This window comes from Paenibacillus terrae HPL-003 (assembly GCF_000235585.1).
Classification (GTDB): domain Bacteria; phylum Bacillota; class Bacilli; order Paenibacillales; family Paenibacillaceae; genus Paenibacillus; species Paenibacillus terrae_B.
In genome coordinates, this window is record NC_016641.1 from 4209435 (window position 1) to 4223904 (window position 14470).

The following is a 14470-nucleotide window of genomic DNA, read 5'->3' on the forward strand; positions in this document are numbered from 1 at the left end:
AAGTTAGTCATGACAGAACAAATAGCCAAAAGCTTTCCTGAGCATTTTCTGTGGGGTGGTGCTATAGCGGCGAATCAAGCCGAAGGGGCATGGAACGAGGATGGTAAAGGACCAGCGATCAGTGACGCATTCAGGGGAGGAATTGTAGGCGGAACGTTTGATGATACGATTGATGAAAATAAGTATTATGCTAGCCATGAAGCGATTGATTTTTACCATCGTTACAAAGAAGATATCGCCCTGTTCGCCGAGATGGGTATGAAATGTTTTCGGACTTCCATTGCATGGTCCCGAATCTTCCCGAATGGGGATGATGCCGAGCCGAATGAAAAAGGGCTGCAATTTTACGATGATCTGTTTGATGAGCTACTGAAGCACGGAATTGAGCCGGTCATCACTATTTCTCACTTTGAGCTGCCCTTGAATCTGATCCGCAAATACGAAGGCTGGAAAAGCCGCGAGCTAATCGGATTCTACACCAAATATGCGGAAGTTGTCTTCAAGCGTTATAAAAACAAAGTGAAATATTGGATGAACTTCAACGAAATCAACCATTTTCACACGATTCCTTTGGCGGCAGGAGGCATTGTCGTTCAAGACGATGAGCACAAACTGCCGACAATTTATCAGGCCAGTCACCATGTTTTCGTTGCCAGCGCGCTGGCTACTAAACTGTGTCATGAAATGATCCCGGGCGCGATGATGGGCGCTATGTTATCCCTGAGTCCGATCTATCCGAATACCTGCAATCCGGATGATGTGTTTGACGCCTATGAGCTGAGAAGAAGATCCTTATTCTATTCCGATGTGATCCTTAGAGGCTATTATCCAAGCTATGCCAAACGGATCTGGAAAGAGCATAACATTGTGATTCAAATGGAGCCTGGCGATGAACAATTACTGCGAGAGCATACGGCTGATTATTTGGGATTTAGCTATTATCGAAGTACGACGCATAAAGCAGGTATGCCCATCCTGGGCAATACAGGGGGAATTATGGGACTCGACAATCCCTATTTGGAAAAAACGCCATGGGGATGGCCGATTGACCCGAAAGGCTTCCGCTATGTGTGTAATGAAATGTACGATCGTTACCAGAAGCCTCTATTTGTTGTAGAGAACGGCTACGGCAGTCATGATGAAATTCTGGAAGACGGCTCCATTCATGATCCTGAGCGGGTAGACTATCTGAACAAGCATCTGATTCAACTGCATGAAGCTATTGAGGATGGCTGCGAAGTGCTAGGATATACTTGGTGGGGTCCAATCGACATTGTCAGCGCAGGAACGGGAGAAATGAAAAAGAGGTACGGTTTTATCTATGTGGACAAAAACAACGATGGTTCGGGTACGCTGGAAAGAAGAAAAAAGAACAGCTTCTACTGGTACCAAAAGATTATTGAATCCAACGGGAAAGTATTGTTCGAATCCCAAAATTAAAGAGATACAATCCTTAATTCTATAAAAGCAGGAACGAACCGGCCAGAGATACGATCTATGGCTGGTTCGTTTTTTTATGTCAGGAGCAGAATGAAAGGGGGCGAATCTGATACGAACGCTGTTGATCGACTAGAGGTGTGTATGCTGGTTAACGAGCATGATAGAGTGGGAAGCGAGTTTCAAAATCCGTCTGCCTGCGGCTACTTCGAACCGAAATACTGCCATCGTGCAGCTCGGTAATACTTTTTGTAATCGCAAGCCCCAGCCCGGTGCCACCGGTTTGTTTGGAACGTGATTTGTCGACCCGGTAAAAACGCTCAAACAGATGCGGCACATCTTTCGCGGGGATCGGAGTCCCGTAATTGGTGTTAAGAAGTGATGGGGAATAGAAAAAAAAGAACTTTCGTCATACGTTCGTTACTTGCAACGTCTGATCTGTCCGCGAATGGCTCCATCTGGATGCCGAACGGTGTGGACATTAACGTAAGTATTGCCTTCTCTGATTTGGCAAACTAAATCATAAATGGTTTTGCCTCTGAGTGGACCGACGAGGTCACATGCACGCAGCACGCCGCTAACAACGCCTCTTTTGACCGTGATTCCAAATTTTGAAGGGCCGAACAAGACAGCTACGACCGGACCATTTTCGCCGCTGCGTCCCAGATGAATATCCGCTTGGGTTACCCGTGAAATATTGCATACAGTAAGTTCGAATTTTAATTGCCGACGTTCCTTATGGTAATGAAACTTCGCATTTCCTGTGGCATTTGTTCTGACAGGAGGTACTTCATGACTCCCTCTTAAAGTGGCTTTAAACGTAGACATTACATCGCTCCTTTTCCCAGTGTTGGTTTAGTGTATTCATGGGGCCAGAGAAAGGGCTGTACATTCGCCTATAAAGAGAAAGTTGTGTGTCTAGCAAGTTATTTAGTCCAAGCATATAAGTCATCTTTTCATAGACTATGAGTATCTGGTAGAGAAAGGGGGGGAAAACATGGGAACATTTATAGATGGAAGAACATCTCAAAATGCTTCGACAGCTAACTCTATCGCCATTCCGATCACCGTTTTGAATACGCCGCAATTGTTTGGGCAGATCGGATTAATCACACTGGGAATTACAGGCACGCCACGGGTTTTGCTTAAAGGGACTCTGTCGGTTCAACTGCCACTGACTTTAGTAGGAATTACGATCACTATTGTAAGAGGTACCTTGCCAACCGATCCTATCGTTTACTCTGCAACGTCTACGTTTAGCTTAAGTTTATTGGCTCCGCAGGTCATAACGTTCTCGGCAGATGATTTCAATCCGCCGATTACGTCACAGCTGGTGTATACCGCTTTTGTTTCTTCGAACGCGCTGGGTACGATACGGGTAGGTCCAGAGAGCTTCGACGGTATTTTGGTTGGAGATTGATGTAATGATATAAATGAATTGAATTTCAAAAAGGTTCCTTTTGTACGAAGGCCTTGCAGGTGAATATCTGTGGGGCTTACTCATTGAGATATTTACATAATATACCCATTTATTCTATAATGTTTAAGAGTGTGATTTATTTGAAAGGGAGTGATGTGAAGAATAAACAGGCCTTCGTCTGCATAGGAATCAAATGGGTACAAACCTGTATCTATGAGGTAAAAGAACACAATTTTTTGTATGCGCTTACAATACAACGATGTTCTTAGGGTATTCTACTTTTTGGAGGAGGAATGATGATATGAAATGGATAAAAGGAATGACCAGCATGCTTTTGGTCGCTTTATTATGTAGTACACCGGGCTTGAATGGGACAACGCCTGCGTACGGAGCGGCTGGCGATTACAAATTTGATTTTGGCGCAGGGCCAGTGGAATCAGGCTATTCCGGGGTGAGTGCATCCCTGCGATACGATGCGACGCGCGGTTACGGATTTCGTACACCCGAGAACGTACGTAATGTGGGAGCATCGGGTACTGGCGTCGCTAGTGATGCGGTACGGTTTCTGACTACCGGTACGAAAAGCGAGAATACATTTGATGTGGATCTTGCTCCAGGGCTATATGAGGTGTCGGTCACGCTAGGGAATACGACCCGAGCGAGCGTTGCCGCCGAGGGAGTGTATCAGGTTATCAACATGACGGGCGACGGAGCAAAGGATCGTTTTCAAATACCCGTGACGGACGGACAATTGAATTTGCTGATTACAGAAGGTAAAGAGGGAACCTCTTTTGCAATAAGTGCATTGGAAATCAGGCGATTGTCTAATAACCCCGTTACGAATCGGACGATTTACATCGGTGGCGATTCTACCGTCTGCAATTACTATCCACTGGATAGCAGCGTGCAGGCCGGATGGGGTCAGCTATTGCCGCAATTCGTAAACACGAATACATTCCAGGTCCGTAACATGGCGTCGGGGGGGCAAATTGCAAGGGGCTTCCATCAGGATGGTCAGCTAGAGGCTATCGTCAAATACATTAAGCCGGGGGATTATTTCATTCTCCAGTTGGGCATTAATGACACCAACCCTAAGCATAACGAAAGCGAAGCGGAGTTTAAGGACTGGATGCGGGATATGATCCGGCAGGTCAAGGCCAAAGGGGCAACCGTAATCCTGTCAACACCGCAGGGGCGAGCCACTGATTTTAACGCGAATAATGTACACACCGCTGAAAATAGATGGTATAGAGGCTCTATTTTAGCGCTGGCTCAAGAGGAACAAACACCTTTGGTCGATCTGAACGTTCTTAGCTCTGCTTATTTTACCTCCATTGGCCCGCAAGCCACACTTGCTCTGTATATGAACGGTGACACGCTGCATCCGAATTATACGGGAGCAAAGGAACTGGCACGTCTAGTAGCAAAGGATTTAAAAAGGCAGGGTCTAAGCGGTTTCTAGCCATCGCCAACTGAAGACTGTGGGTGCTATAATGATAGAAAAACAGCACGAGAGCCGGAATGTTTTTGTTGTCTGGTGTCAGCACTGTTTTGAGACGTGAAGACCACAGTTTACGGTAGGGGAAAGGAGATCCGACGATAACATGCAGCCTTTTACAGCTCGTGTATTAAAAATAATCCAGCTCATCCCCGAGGGAAAAATCATGACCTACGGACAAATTGCAGCGGAGGCAGGGAGTCCGAGAGGGGCGCGTCAGGTGGTGCGTATTTTGCATACGCTTAGCAGCAAGCATCGCTTGCCCTGGCACAGGGTTGTAAATCGATTGGGGGAAATTGCGCTACAGGACGATGAAGGAGCTTCTTTACAAAGGCTGCTTTTGGAAGCGGAAGGTATACAGTTTATGGCGAACGGACGAATTTCACTGGAAAAATACCTGCATGATTCTCAAGCAATGATAGAAGACGAATAGATAGAAACAACCTAAAAATGCCGATCACGTACGCATGCAAGCGACGTTGATCGGCATTTTAGGTTAGAAGTGGTATACATCTCTATTAAAATCATCCCTAGCTGATCAGATGTTGCTGATTCCGTTGGGCAAGGTGGAAAGAAATACTGTTTATAAGCGGTATATCGTTATTTTTCCGGGCTTCCCGGATCAGTTGCTTCTTTTGCTGTTCGGATTCACGTAAAAATCGGGTCATCCACAAATCAGACGGTTCGTTCGTAGTTGTCATGCGAGATTCTTTTATCATCTATTAACCCTCCCAGTGAGCGGCTGTTATTCTTTCTCTAGTATATGCTCCTAACCTTAATAGATGCTGTTGGTTTCCTTAAAATTAGCTGAAATTTAGGTAAAGTTCAGGTAAAAACAGATTCGTTTTATATCTGATTTGTAAGAGAACAGCTTCTATTGACAGTGTTGAAATAAAGGTTACAAAAATGTATTGGTTTAACACCTTGTACCAACATTAACCTGAAAGTACAATTAGGTGGCGGATAGACTGTGGAAATTTATGTCGAAATCTATGGAAATAATTCGAAAGATTACACCGAAAGGGGAGAGATTCAACCTATGAAGTATAAAGCGGCTGCGACGCTGCTCGTATTGACGATGTCGTCAGGCTTGATTTCTACCGTTCAAGCTGATAGTGCAGCAGGAAGTACAACCGGAAATACGTTAGCAAGTATATCAGGAACCTCGTCTGCTGCAGTTACATCGAAGACCGCCTCCATAACGGGTCAGGCTTTACCTCCATTAACGCTCAAGCAGGCAGCGGAATGGGCACAGACCAATAACTACAACACGCGTACCGCTGAGCGGGACGTGGAGCGTCGAAGAATTGAGTTTAAGAATGCAGAGAAGGACCTGGGAAATGCATTCGTCGATTTTATAGACGGTGAATATGTTGGTGATGACTCATCCTGGAGAAATTATAACTCTTCGACGTTATCCTATCTAGCCAGCAAAAAGCAGGCGCAGTTCGCCAAGGATCAGATTTATTTTAATGTGATGAAAAGCTACCAAAGCGTGTTCGTGGCAGAGAATCAGGTGAAAAATGATCTGGAAGCGCTTGAAATTGCTCAAGCGGAGGAAAAGATTGCACTCGCCAAATTTGCGCGCGGCAAGCTGTCTGAGTATGCGAAAAACGAGAGTACACAGGCCAGAAGCCAGGCGGAACAGACGGTCGAGCAGGGAAAAATTGCGCTGCAAAAATCACGTGACGCTCTGAATTTTCTGATGGGCCAGCCCAACGGAACAGCCTATGAAATGGTGGATCGACCCGTGTATAAGGAACCGAAGAAGCTGGATATCGAAATACATATACAACAGTTGATGGATATGAATCCGAACTTGTGGAAGCTGGAGGATAGCATCAAGACTTCGGAACTCAATGTGAGATATTTCGATTTTAACAGCGGTGCAGGCGCTTACGATCTAGCCAAAATGGACGTGGATACAGCCAAGGAGGAACTGGACAAAGGACAAAAGGATTTTGCCGAATCGCTCCGCAATTTATATGCCACGGTCAAGGAAAACCAAAAAAAATACGTTCAGCTGGAAGAAAGCCTGCGCACGGCAAAAGAGGGGCTGGAGCTGTCCCGCAAAAAGTGGACCAGAGGCTTAATTATCGAGCTGGAGCTGAAAAATAGCCAGTTGAAGGTGGACCAAATTGAACGGCAAATGGAAGAGCTGGCGATTGAGCTGAGTCAGAATGAATACACGTTGAGCAAACCATGGAGCACATAGGGAGGAAACGAAGTTGGCAGAAACGGTTTTAAATGATGCCTTATTAAAGTTACGAAGAAAACGGAGAAAAAAGTGGATCTGGTCCATGGTTGTGCTGCTGGTTGTAGGCGGGGGTGGAACAGCAGTGTATTTGAAGCTGCCCCGAGAGCAGGCTGTACCATTGGTTCAGGACGAGATGCTTAAAGTGGAGCGCGGGGATGTGAGCGAGAAGCTAGATGCGTCTGGTACCGTGCAGGCTTCGAAGGAAGTAAAACTGAATTTCACAAGTACAGGCGAAAATAAGTTGGCGGCGGTAAACGTGAAGGCCGGAGACAAGGTGAAAAAAGGACAAGTCCTGGCTCTTCTGGACAGTTCTGAAATTAAGATGCAAATCCAGAGCGCATCCGATAATTTGGAAATATCCAAGTCCAAGCTGGCTGAATTGGAGAAGGGGCCAAAGGCGGAGGATATTGAAATTCAGAAGACGAACGTGCTTCGGGCTAAAATGGCTGTCGATACAGCACAGGAATCATTTGAGCTGGAAGAAGCGGAAAGTCAGAAGAAGGCTTCCAAAAAGCAGTTGGAGCAGGCGCGAAAGGCATATGAAGATCAAAAGTTTTTACATGATGCCGGAGCGGTGTCCAACAGTGATATGGAGCAGGCAGAACTAGCATTGGATAAGGCACAGACGGATTATGACGGTCTGGATTTACAATTCCGCAAAATCATGTCGCAAAAGCGTCATGCTATCGCAGAGGCTGAAATCGGCTATCGATCGGCTATGGCTGAGTTCCGCAAAACGGAGGTTCCAGCCGATGCCTCCAATATCCAATCCGCACGGATTGAGGTTAGAAGGTTGGCCACCGAGCTGGAGCAGAAAAAAAATGACCTGAACAAGCTTCAGGTCACCGCACCGTGGGACGGAGTCATTTTAAAGGTGAATGGGGATGTCGGAACCAGTCCAACGGCACCTTTTATCGTCATGAATAACTCGGACTCCAACAATCTCAAGATTAGCGCGAAAATCAGTCAGAACGACATTGTAAAGGTGAAAAAGGGACTTTCAGCGGTGTTATCCACCAATGCTTACCCGGGTGAGTCGTTCCCGGGCAAGGTGCAATTCGTCTCACCGGAAGCATCCACTGATGAAGGCATGACGACCTATCTGATGGAGCTGTCCGTTCATGACCCAAAAGGCAAGCTGAAAACCGGTATGATTATGAATGTGTCCGTTATTTTGGGAGTACACAAAAATGTGCTGTTTGTGCCAGCGATTGCGCTGAGATCCGAAGGTGGACAAGACGGCGTCTATCTTGCCTCCAATCCGGCAAACCCAGGGGCGCGTACGTTCAAGCCTGTAGAGCTCGGATTTTACACGCCAGATCGGGTTGAACTCAAGTCAGGTGTGAAGGAGGGCGATACGATTGTTATGCCTGCTCCTGAAGCACCTCCAGATCCTTCCAATATGGGTGGCATGCAAGGAGGCTTTTAAACGGGTATGAGACATGTCATTCAAATTGAGGATATGAAAAAGGTGTACCAAGTCGGGGATCAGGAAATTCATGCCCTGCGTGATGTGCAACTCAACATTGCTGACGGTGATTTTGTGGCAATCATGGGCCCGTCTGGATCAGGCAAGTCTACGATGATGAATGTTATCGGCTGTCTGGATCTGCCTACCTCGGGACAATTTTATTTGGACGGTTATTCGATACTGGATGCTCGTGAGGATGAGCTGGCTATTATCCGTAATCAGAAAATCGGATTTGTATTTCAAAAATTTCATTTGCTTCCGCGGGCCACTGCTTTGGATAACGTAGAGCTGCCAATGATTTATGCAGGCGTACCAGCCAAGGAGCGGCGCTTGCGGGCGATTGAGGCACTGACCAGTGTAGGGCTGGGCGATCGGATGAACAACAAACCGAATGAGCTGTCAGGCGGTCAGCAGCAACGGGTATCCATTGCGCGCGCACTTGTGAACAATCCGGTGATTCTCTTGGCGGATGAGCCGACAGGCGCATTGGACTCCAAAACGAGCGTTGAAATTATGGAGATTTTCCAGCGCCTGAACGATCAGGGCAAAACGGTTGTGCTCGTTACGCATGATCAGGAAATTGCGGAATACGCCAAGCGTCTGATTCATTTTCGCGATGGACGGATTGAAGAGGATCAGCCTGTTGGGAACCGAAGAATGGCGGCAGAGGAAGTGAAGGCATGAAATTTCGGGAAATTATCCGGGTATCGCTCAACAGTTTGCGAACCAATATGCTGCGATCCTTGCTGACCATGCTGGGTATTATTATTGGGGTGGCTGCTGTAATCGCGATTGTAGCCATTGGTAAAGGCTCTACGGCCACGATTACGTCGCAGATTAACAGTATGGGGAATAATTTGCTCATGATTTATCCTTATGCCCCATATGATGGGTCCAGCTCCATGTCGTTCAGTCAGACGAAAGGAATATCTCTGGAGGATATCGCTGAACTAGAGCAGCAAAAAGCCGTAGCCGAGGTAGCTCCAAGTGCCATGACCAATGCGGATATTACGTGGAGCCGTAATAAGGTCAACGGACAGATTGAGGGGACTTCGCTGGCTTTCATCCATGTGAGAAAGCTGTCGCTCGCTCAGGGCAGGTCTTTTACCCACTATGAAGTGGATAAGAGACTGAATGTCGTGGTGCTAGGGAGCGATGCAGCCCGTAATATTTTTGGTCCGGATGCCTCCAAGGCGGTGGGGGAAACGATCATGATCAAACAGCTTCCTTTTAAGGTGGTCGGGGTACTGACGAATTCCAATTCCAATATGAGTAACAGCGGGCAGCAGGTATATGTGCCGATTACAACAGGAATGGAACGGCTGGGGAATATGAGCATTCAGCAGGTGAATGCTTCTGCAACAATGGAGGAGAAGATTGACCAGGCGAGTGCTGAAATCCGACAGGTGCTGCGTGCCCGGCATGAGCTGAAGCCATCAGAGGGCGATGATTTTCAGATCATGACCCAAACGGAGATCCTAAAAACGGTCTCAGGTGTAGACAAGGTTATGAATATGCTGTTGCTCGGCGTCGCTGCGATTGCGCTCGGTGTTGGAGGCATTGGCATCATGAATATTATGCTGGTGTCTGTCACGGAACGGACGAGGGAGATCGGGATTCGCAAGGCGATTGGTGCGCAGCGCAGTGATATTATGCTGCAATTTCTGGCCGAGGCTGTTTTTCTTAGTCTGATGGGCGGGCTGGTTGGCGTTATGGCGGGTCTTGGGGGCGCGAAGCTGCTGGAGAAATTTGTCCATATGCCGATTGTGTATACGATGGAACCGGTGCTGTACTCTTTTCTGTGCTGCATGGGGGTTGGTGTGCTATTTGGAGTGTACCCGGCGCGGAAGGCGTCCAAGCTGCGTCCGATTGATGCTTTAAGATATGAATAAGGGAGCGGATACTTCGTCTTACTCGAAAGAGCAGGGTGTGAAGTATCCGCTTTTTTGATGTGTAATAAGTGCTTTAAACAATGAAAAACCACCAATAACCGCTTTAATTTTATATATGTGATGTTTTATATGCTTTTATAGGTTGATTTATAATTATATATGACGTATTATATTTAATATCAGAAAGCAAGGAAAAAAAAGGAGGGGCGTTCATCATCGACCTTACGGCAAGACAAGTGGAAATTTTAAACATCGTACAAAAGCATGCCCCGATTACCGGTGATCAGATTGCGGAAATGCTCAATCTCAGCAAGGCCACCATTCGGACCGATCTATCCAAGCTGGGCATTCTGAATTATATAGATGCGAAGCCCAAGGTTGGTTATTTTGTCGGAAAACGGGGCACGCCGAACCGGGAGGAAAAATTCCGGCTCATGCAAATGAAGGTCGGCGATCTTCACGGGGTTCCAGTCATCGTACGTGAAACAACAACGATTCAGGAAGCGGTGGTTGCTCTTTTTCTGGAGAACGTGAGTAACCTGATCGTTACCGATGAAGAGGGGAATCTGGCAGGAGTAGCTTCCCGCAAGGATCTGCTCAAGGTTACGTTAGGCAATCCGAATGCGGCGACCATCCCTGTCAGTCTCGTGATGACTCGTCAGGCGAATGTCGTCACCGTTTCCCCGGAAGACACTGTATTGGAGGCAGCGCGCAAAATCATTGCCCGTCAAATCGACAGTCTGCCTGTCGTCGTCCCTTCCAATTCCGACAAACCAGGGGAACACTGGAAAGTCGTGGGACGCATTACGAAAACGAATATTATCAAAATGTTGCTCGATATGGTAGCAGAGGATTAATGGGAGGAATCGAATGGTTCAGGCGCGCAGTCATTTTATAGCGATCTGTTCAGACTCGATTGGCGAGACGGCGGAAGCCGTCGTTCAGGCGACCATGCGCCAATTTGAGCTACCGGACACAGAGATCAAGAGATTTATGAATGTAAGAGATGAAGACGAACTGAGCCGGGTGATGGAAGAGGTGGCTGAGCGTAAAGGTTTTGTAGCTTATACGCTGGTGCAGCCGGAATTGAGAGAAGCGATGAAAGAGGAGGCTGTCCGGCTGAATGTGCGGGCTGTCGATATCATGGGCCCGATGATGCAGGCGTTTGCTGACACGTTCCATGATGATCCCAAGGAAAAACCCGGTTTGTTGCATCGGATGGACGATAATTACTTCCGTCGTGTGGAAGCCATGGATTTTGCGGTTCAATATGATGATGGCAAAGATGTGAGCGCCATTCTCAAAGCAGATATTGTACTGCTAGGCGTATCTCGTATTTCCAAAACTCCTTTGTCGATGTTTCTGGCGCATAAAGGTTACAAGACGGTCAACATTCCCATTGTACCGGAGCTGACACCGCCTGCACAGTTAAAGGATGTACAGCATGGTCGGGTGTTTGGGTTAACGATCCAGCCGGAGTTGCTGCTAAAAATACGTAGTGAGCGACTCAAGGTGATGGGACTGCCTAATAATGTGCAATATGCTACATCAACGCGGGTGGAGGAAGAGATTGCGTATGCGCAATCCCTGTTTACGAAATTAGGTTGCCCGATCATTGATGTCACCGATAAAGCGATTGAAGAAACAGCGGGTTTGATTATCAAGATGTTATAGAAGCTAGCTGCTCAATAGATAATAGTTGCTGTAGGATACAGGAGTGTTATAGATAAATAAAAAAGGCAGCATAGCTGCTCTAAAAATAATAATTTGCCCAAGGGTAACCATAATTTTTAGAAGAGGTGGAGGGATAGGTATGGAGAGTCAACTGGCATTGGAATTCGTTCGGGTTACAGAGGCGGCAGCGCTGCAATCAGCGCAATGGACAGGACGTGGAGATAAGAACAGCGCGGACGAGGCGGCTACGGTAGCCATCCGCACTCATTTTAACGCGGTATCTATGGATGGTACGGTCGTCATTGGCGAAGGAGAAATGGATGAGGCTCCCATGCTGTATATCGGGGAAAGAGTAGGCAATCGCAGAGGGCCGGCCATAGACATCGCCGTCGACCCGCTGGAAGGAACTGAAACGGTAGCGAACGGATTGAACAACGCCCTATCGGTCATTGCTGCTGCCCCCCGTGGAGGTCTGCTCCATGCTCCGGATATGTATATGCAAAAAATGGCCGTAGGCCCGGCACTGGCTGGAAAGCTATCACTGGATGATCCGATTCCGGCTACCCTGTCAAAGGCCGCACGGATACTGGGTAAATCCTTGTCCGAACTTACCGTGTCCATTCTGGATCGTACACGTCACGCCGGAATTATCAAGCTTCTGCGGGAGAGCGGCGTTCGGATCAAGCTGCTTGGGCATGGAGACGTAATGGGTGCAATTGAAACATGCCTGGAGAGCGGTGTTGATCTGCATATCGGCTCTGGTGGAGCGCCTGAAGGTGTGTTGGCTGCGGCGGCGCTGAAATGCATGGGTGGAGAGATCCAAGGTCGTCTGTTACCTCATGGTGAAGAAGAGATAGAGCGGTGCAGACGTATGGGCATTGCTGACCCGGGGGCTTTATTGTCCATGGATGATATGGTCGGACGCCAAGGCGTGATGTTTGTGGCTACTGGTGTGACACCTGGCGAGTGGTTGCAGGGGGTTCGTTCTCTCCCTGGTCATAGAGCGGAAACCCATTCGGTCGTGATGCACTCGGAAACAAAAACGATTCGCTTCGTACGTAGTATTCACCATACAACAGACGCTTCTGGTACGCTCGCTGCAGCCGCATCCTCTTAAGTATTCACAGCTACATTAAAGACCAAGTCATAATAAGCTTGAAAACAGCAAGTCTCTTACCATATGGAGACTTGCTGTTTGGTGTTTCCGGTTCGTTTGTCGATTGCAGAAGGGCCAGAACCAAAGATATAAATTCCTGAAAATTGACACTTTTGAAGGAAGATAAAAACGTTTCTATTAAAGTTTGAAAAGAAAATTCTTAGCTTTAGGGGAGAAAAATTCAATCTTAACTTAAATTTTTAGACAGAGAGTCGAAAAAAAATCTGCGAAAATTAGTTCTTTAGAACTATAAAATGGCATGTTCTATTAAAAAATTAAAGAGTTATTAATTTTGGTTGATGTGAGCTTGATGAAATTTAATCCCATAAAATAGGGGATTGAAGGCTGTTGCGGAAAAAGGCGGAATTTGTCGGATGATATCAGGATGAATTTGTTACATTTATGTTAATGGCATGTAAAGGTAAAATTGCTGTAGCACAAAGCTTTCTAGCTTTATTGCAAATCATAATAATTTTGATTTTACAAAATTCATGAAAATCTGAAAGCTCGTTTTGAATCCAATTAACAGGTCATGATCAGCAGGCAATTAATGCATAAAGTGAAATTGTTGCTTTTAAAGACTGGGAATAAATAGAATAATATGGATGTTATTTTATTTTTATGAACTCTATCAATTTAGATCTTTTGTCCCATGTCAAGCGGTTTTAAAGTTTGTATATTTAAAAATAGCTAGAAAGTGTTGGAAGAAAAAAAGAGATATAAGGATTTACTGTAAAATTATGAACTGTATAGAGGATGGAGGAATTCATATGACGACTCGGTCACAATCTTGGTTTGCGAAAACCGCGGTTCATCCGGCTGAGAAGCTCCAGCTATTTTGCTTCCCATATGCCGGTGGAGGTGCTTCTATATTCAGTTCCTGGAAGTCTAGACTTGCGCCTGACATTACTGTGTTGCCTGTACAGCTTCCAGGACGTGAAAGCCGTTCCACAGAAGCCTCAATGGATACCATTCAGGACATCGTGGACTCGCTGCTTCCTGCTATGGCTCCATACGTACATAAGCCGTTTGCTTTCTTTGGACACAGTATGGGAGCATTGATTGCTTTTGAAACAGCACGGCAATTGTATAGCAAAACCGGAACACTGCCTGTCCATATCATCGCATCCGGTAAATCCGCACCACATCATCCGTATTCGAAAAAACAACTCCATGATTTAGCAGACCAACCTTTCACCGAAGAGCTTCGTTTGATGCAGGGAACACCCGAAGAAGTACTGCAAAATGCAGAGTTAATGCAAATTATTATGCCCCGTTTGCGTGCGGATTTTAAGGTGTGCGAAACGTATGTTTATCAGCCGGGAAGCCCCTTGGCCTGTCCGATGACCATTTTGGGCGGCATGAAGGATCATGAGGTGAGCACTGATTCACTTCATGCCTGGCAGCAGCACACCACATCGCCCATAGATGTGCGAATGTTCGAAGGCAATCACTTTTTCATTCATGAACAAGAGCAAGAAGTTATAACCGCAGTAGTGAATATTTTGTCCGCATCCTCAGCCCTGAACCACACTGCCGCAGCTCATACATCTTACGGCAACAATACCCTACAACCACGATTCAGGCAGAGTTAAAAGTCCCACACATCATGATACACTACGTTATTAACATCTCGGCAACCACTCGACAATCAACCCACCACCT

The 14470-nt window shown here is 46.6% G+C and carries 14 protein-coding genes and 1 pseudogene; 12 read left to right on the forward strand and 3 right to left on the reverse strand.

The genetic code is table 11. The annotated features are described in order from the left end of the window. Positions 1–9: 9 nt before the first annotated feature. Positions 10–1440, forward strand: a complete 1431-nt coding sequence (locus HPL003_RS19190; protein ID WP_014281392.1) for a glycoside hydrolase family 1 protein — start codon at positions 10–12, stop codon at positions 1438–1440. Between the two features lie 148 nt (positions 1441–1588). On the opposite strand, the pseudogene HPL003_RS27785 reads toward HPL003_RS19190, so the two are convergent. Together HPL003_RS27785 and HPL003_RS19195 are read right to left on the reverse strand one after the other, a co-directional pair. Further along, positions 1589–1807 (reverse strand): annotated as a pseudogene (locus tag HPL003_RS27785) (ATP-binding protein); the annotation flags it as partial. Between the two features lie 50 nt (positions 1808–1857). Then, positions 1858–2265 (reverse strand): CHRD domain-containing protein, encoded by a 408-nt coding sequence (locus tag HPL003_RS19195; protein ID WP_014281394.1) that lies wholly within the window; start codon positions 2263–2265, stop codon positions 1858–1860. A 169-nt stretch (positions 2266–2434) separates the two neighbouring features. On the opposite strand from HPL003_RS19195, the gene HPL003_RS19200 reads away from it, so the two are divergent. The 3 genes from HPL003_RS19200 to HPL003_RS19210 all read left to right on the forward strand — a co-directional run bounded on the left by HPL003_RS19200 (position 2435) and on the right by HPL003_RS19210 (position 4788). Continuing rightward, positions 2435–2857, forward strand: a complete 423-nt coding sequence (locus HPL003_RS19200; RefSeq protein ID WP_014281395.1) for a hypothetical protein — start codon at positions 2435–2437, stop codon at positions 2855–2857. A gap of 301 nt (positions 2858–3158) precedes the next feature. Next, entirely contained in the window at positions 3159–4319 is a 1161-nt protein-coding gene (locus HPL003_RS19205) for a rhamnogalacturonan acetylesterase (RefSeq protein WP_014281396.1), read from the forward strand. A 142-nt stretch (positions 4320–4461) separates the two neighbouring features. Then, the gene (locus tag HPL003_RS19210) at positions 4462–4788 is read left to right on the forward strand and encodes an MGMT family protein (RefSeq protein WP_014281397.1); all 327 of its coding nucleotides are present in this window, start codon (positions 4462–4464) and stop codon (positions 4786–4788) included. A gap of 97 nt (positions 4789–4885) precedes the next feature. Here the strand turns inward: HPL003_RS19210 and HPL003_RS19215 are convergent, their stop codons facing one another. After that, positions 4886–5074 (reverse strand): hypothetical protein, encoded by a 189-nt coding sequence (locus tag HPL003_RS19215; protein WP_014281398.1) that lies wholly within the window; start codon positions 5072–5074, stop codon positions 4886–4888. Positions 5075–5394: 320 nt separating this feature from the next. On the opposite strand from HPL003_RS19215, the gene HPL003_RS19220 reads away from it, so the two are divergent. From HPL003_RS19220 to HPL003_RS19255, 8 genes are all read left to right on the forward strand, one after another. After that, positions 5395–6570, forward strand: coding sequence for a TolC family protein (locus HPL003_RS19220; RefSeq protein ID WP_043922806.1), 1176 nt, complete (start codon positions 5395–5397; stop codon positions 6568–6570). 13 nt (positions 6571–6583) lie between these two features. Further along, positions 6584–8041 (forward strand): efflux RND transporter periplasmic adaptor subunit, encoded by a 1458-nt coding sequence (locus HPL003_RS19225; RefSeq protein WP_014281400.1) that lies wholly within the window; start codon positions 6584–6586, stop codon positions 8039–8041. 6 nt (positions 8042–8047) lie between these two features. Then, the gene (locus HPL003_RS19230; RefSeq protein ID WP_014281401.1) at positions 8048–8767 is read left to right on the forward strand and encodes an ABC transporter ATP-binding protein; all 720 of its coding nucleotides are present in this window, start codon (positions 8048–8050) and stop codon (positions 8765–8767) included. Next, on the forward strand, positions 8764–9975 hold the full coding sequence (locus tag HPL003_RS19235) for an ABC transporter permease (protein ID WP_014281402.1): 1212 nt from the start codon (positions 8764–8766) through the stop codon (positions 9973–9975). Before HPL003_RS19230 ends, HPL003_RS19235 begins: the two co-directional genes overlap by 4 nt. A 236-nt stretch (positions 9976–10211) precedes the next feature. Then, positions 10212–10832 (forward strand): helix-turn-helix transcriptional regulator, encoded by a 621-nt coding sequence (locus HPL003_RS19240; RefSeq protein WP_014281403.1) that lies wholly within the window; start codon positions 10212–10214, stop codon positions 10830–10832. Between the two features lie 13 nt (positions 10833–10845). Continuing rightward, positions 10846–11649 (forward strand): pyruvate, water dikinase regulatory protein, encoded by an 804-nt coding sequence (locus HPL003_RS19245; RefSeq protein WP_014281404.1) that lies wholly within the window; start codon positions 10846–10848, stop codon positions 11647–11649. A 139-nt stretch (positions 11650–11788) separates the two neighbouring features. Beyond that, positions 11789–12766: a class II fructose-bisphosphatase gene (gene glpX / locus HPL003_RS19250; RefSeq protein WP_014281405.1), complete on the forward strand. Its 978-nt coding sequence runs from the start codon at positions 11789–11791 to the stop codon at positions 12764–12766. A gap of 809 nt (positions 12767–13575) precedes the next feature. Next, a complete protein-coding gene (locus tag HPL003_RS19255; RefSeq protein WP_014281406.1) occupies positions 13576–14400 on the forward strand; it encodes a thioesterase II family protein in 825 nt (274 codons plus the stop codon). Positions 14401–14470 lie beyond the last annotated feature (70 nt).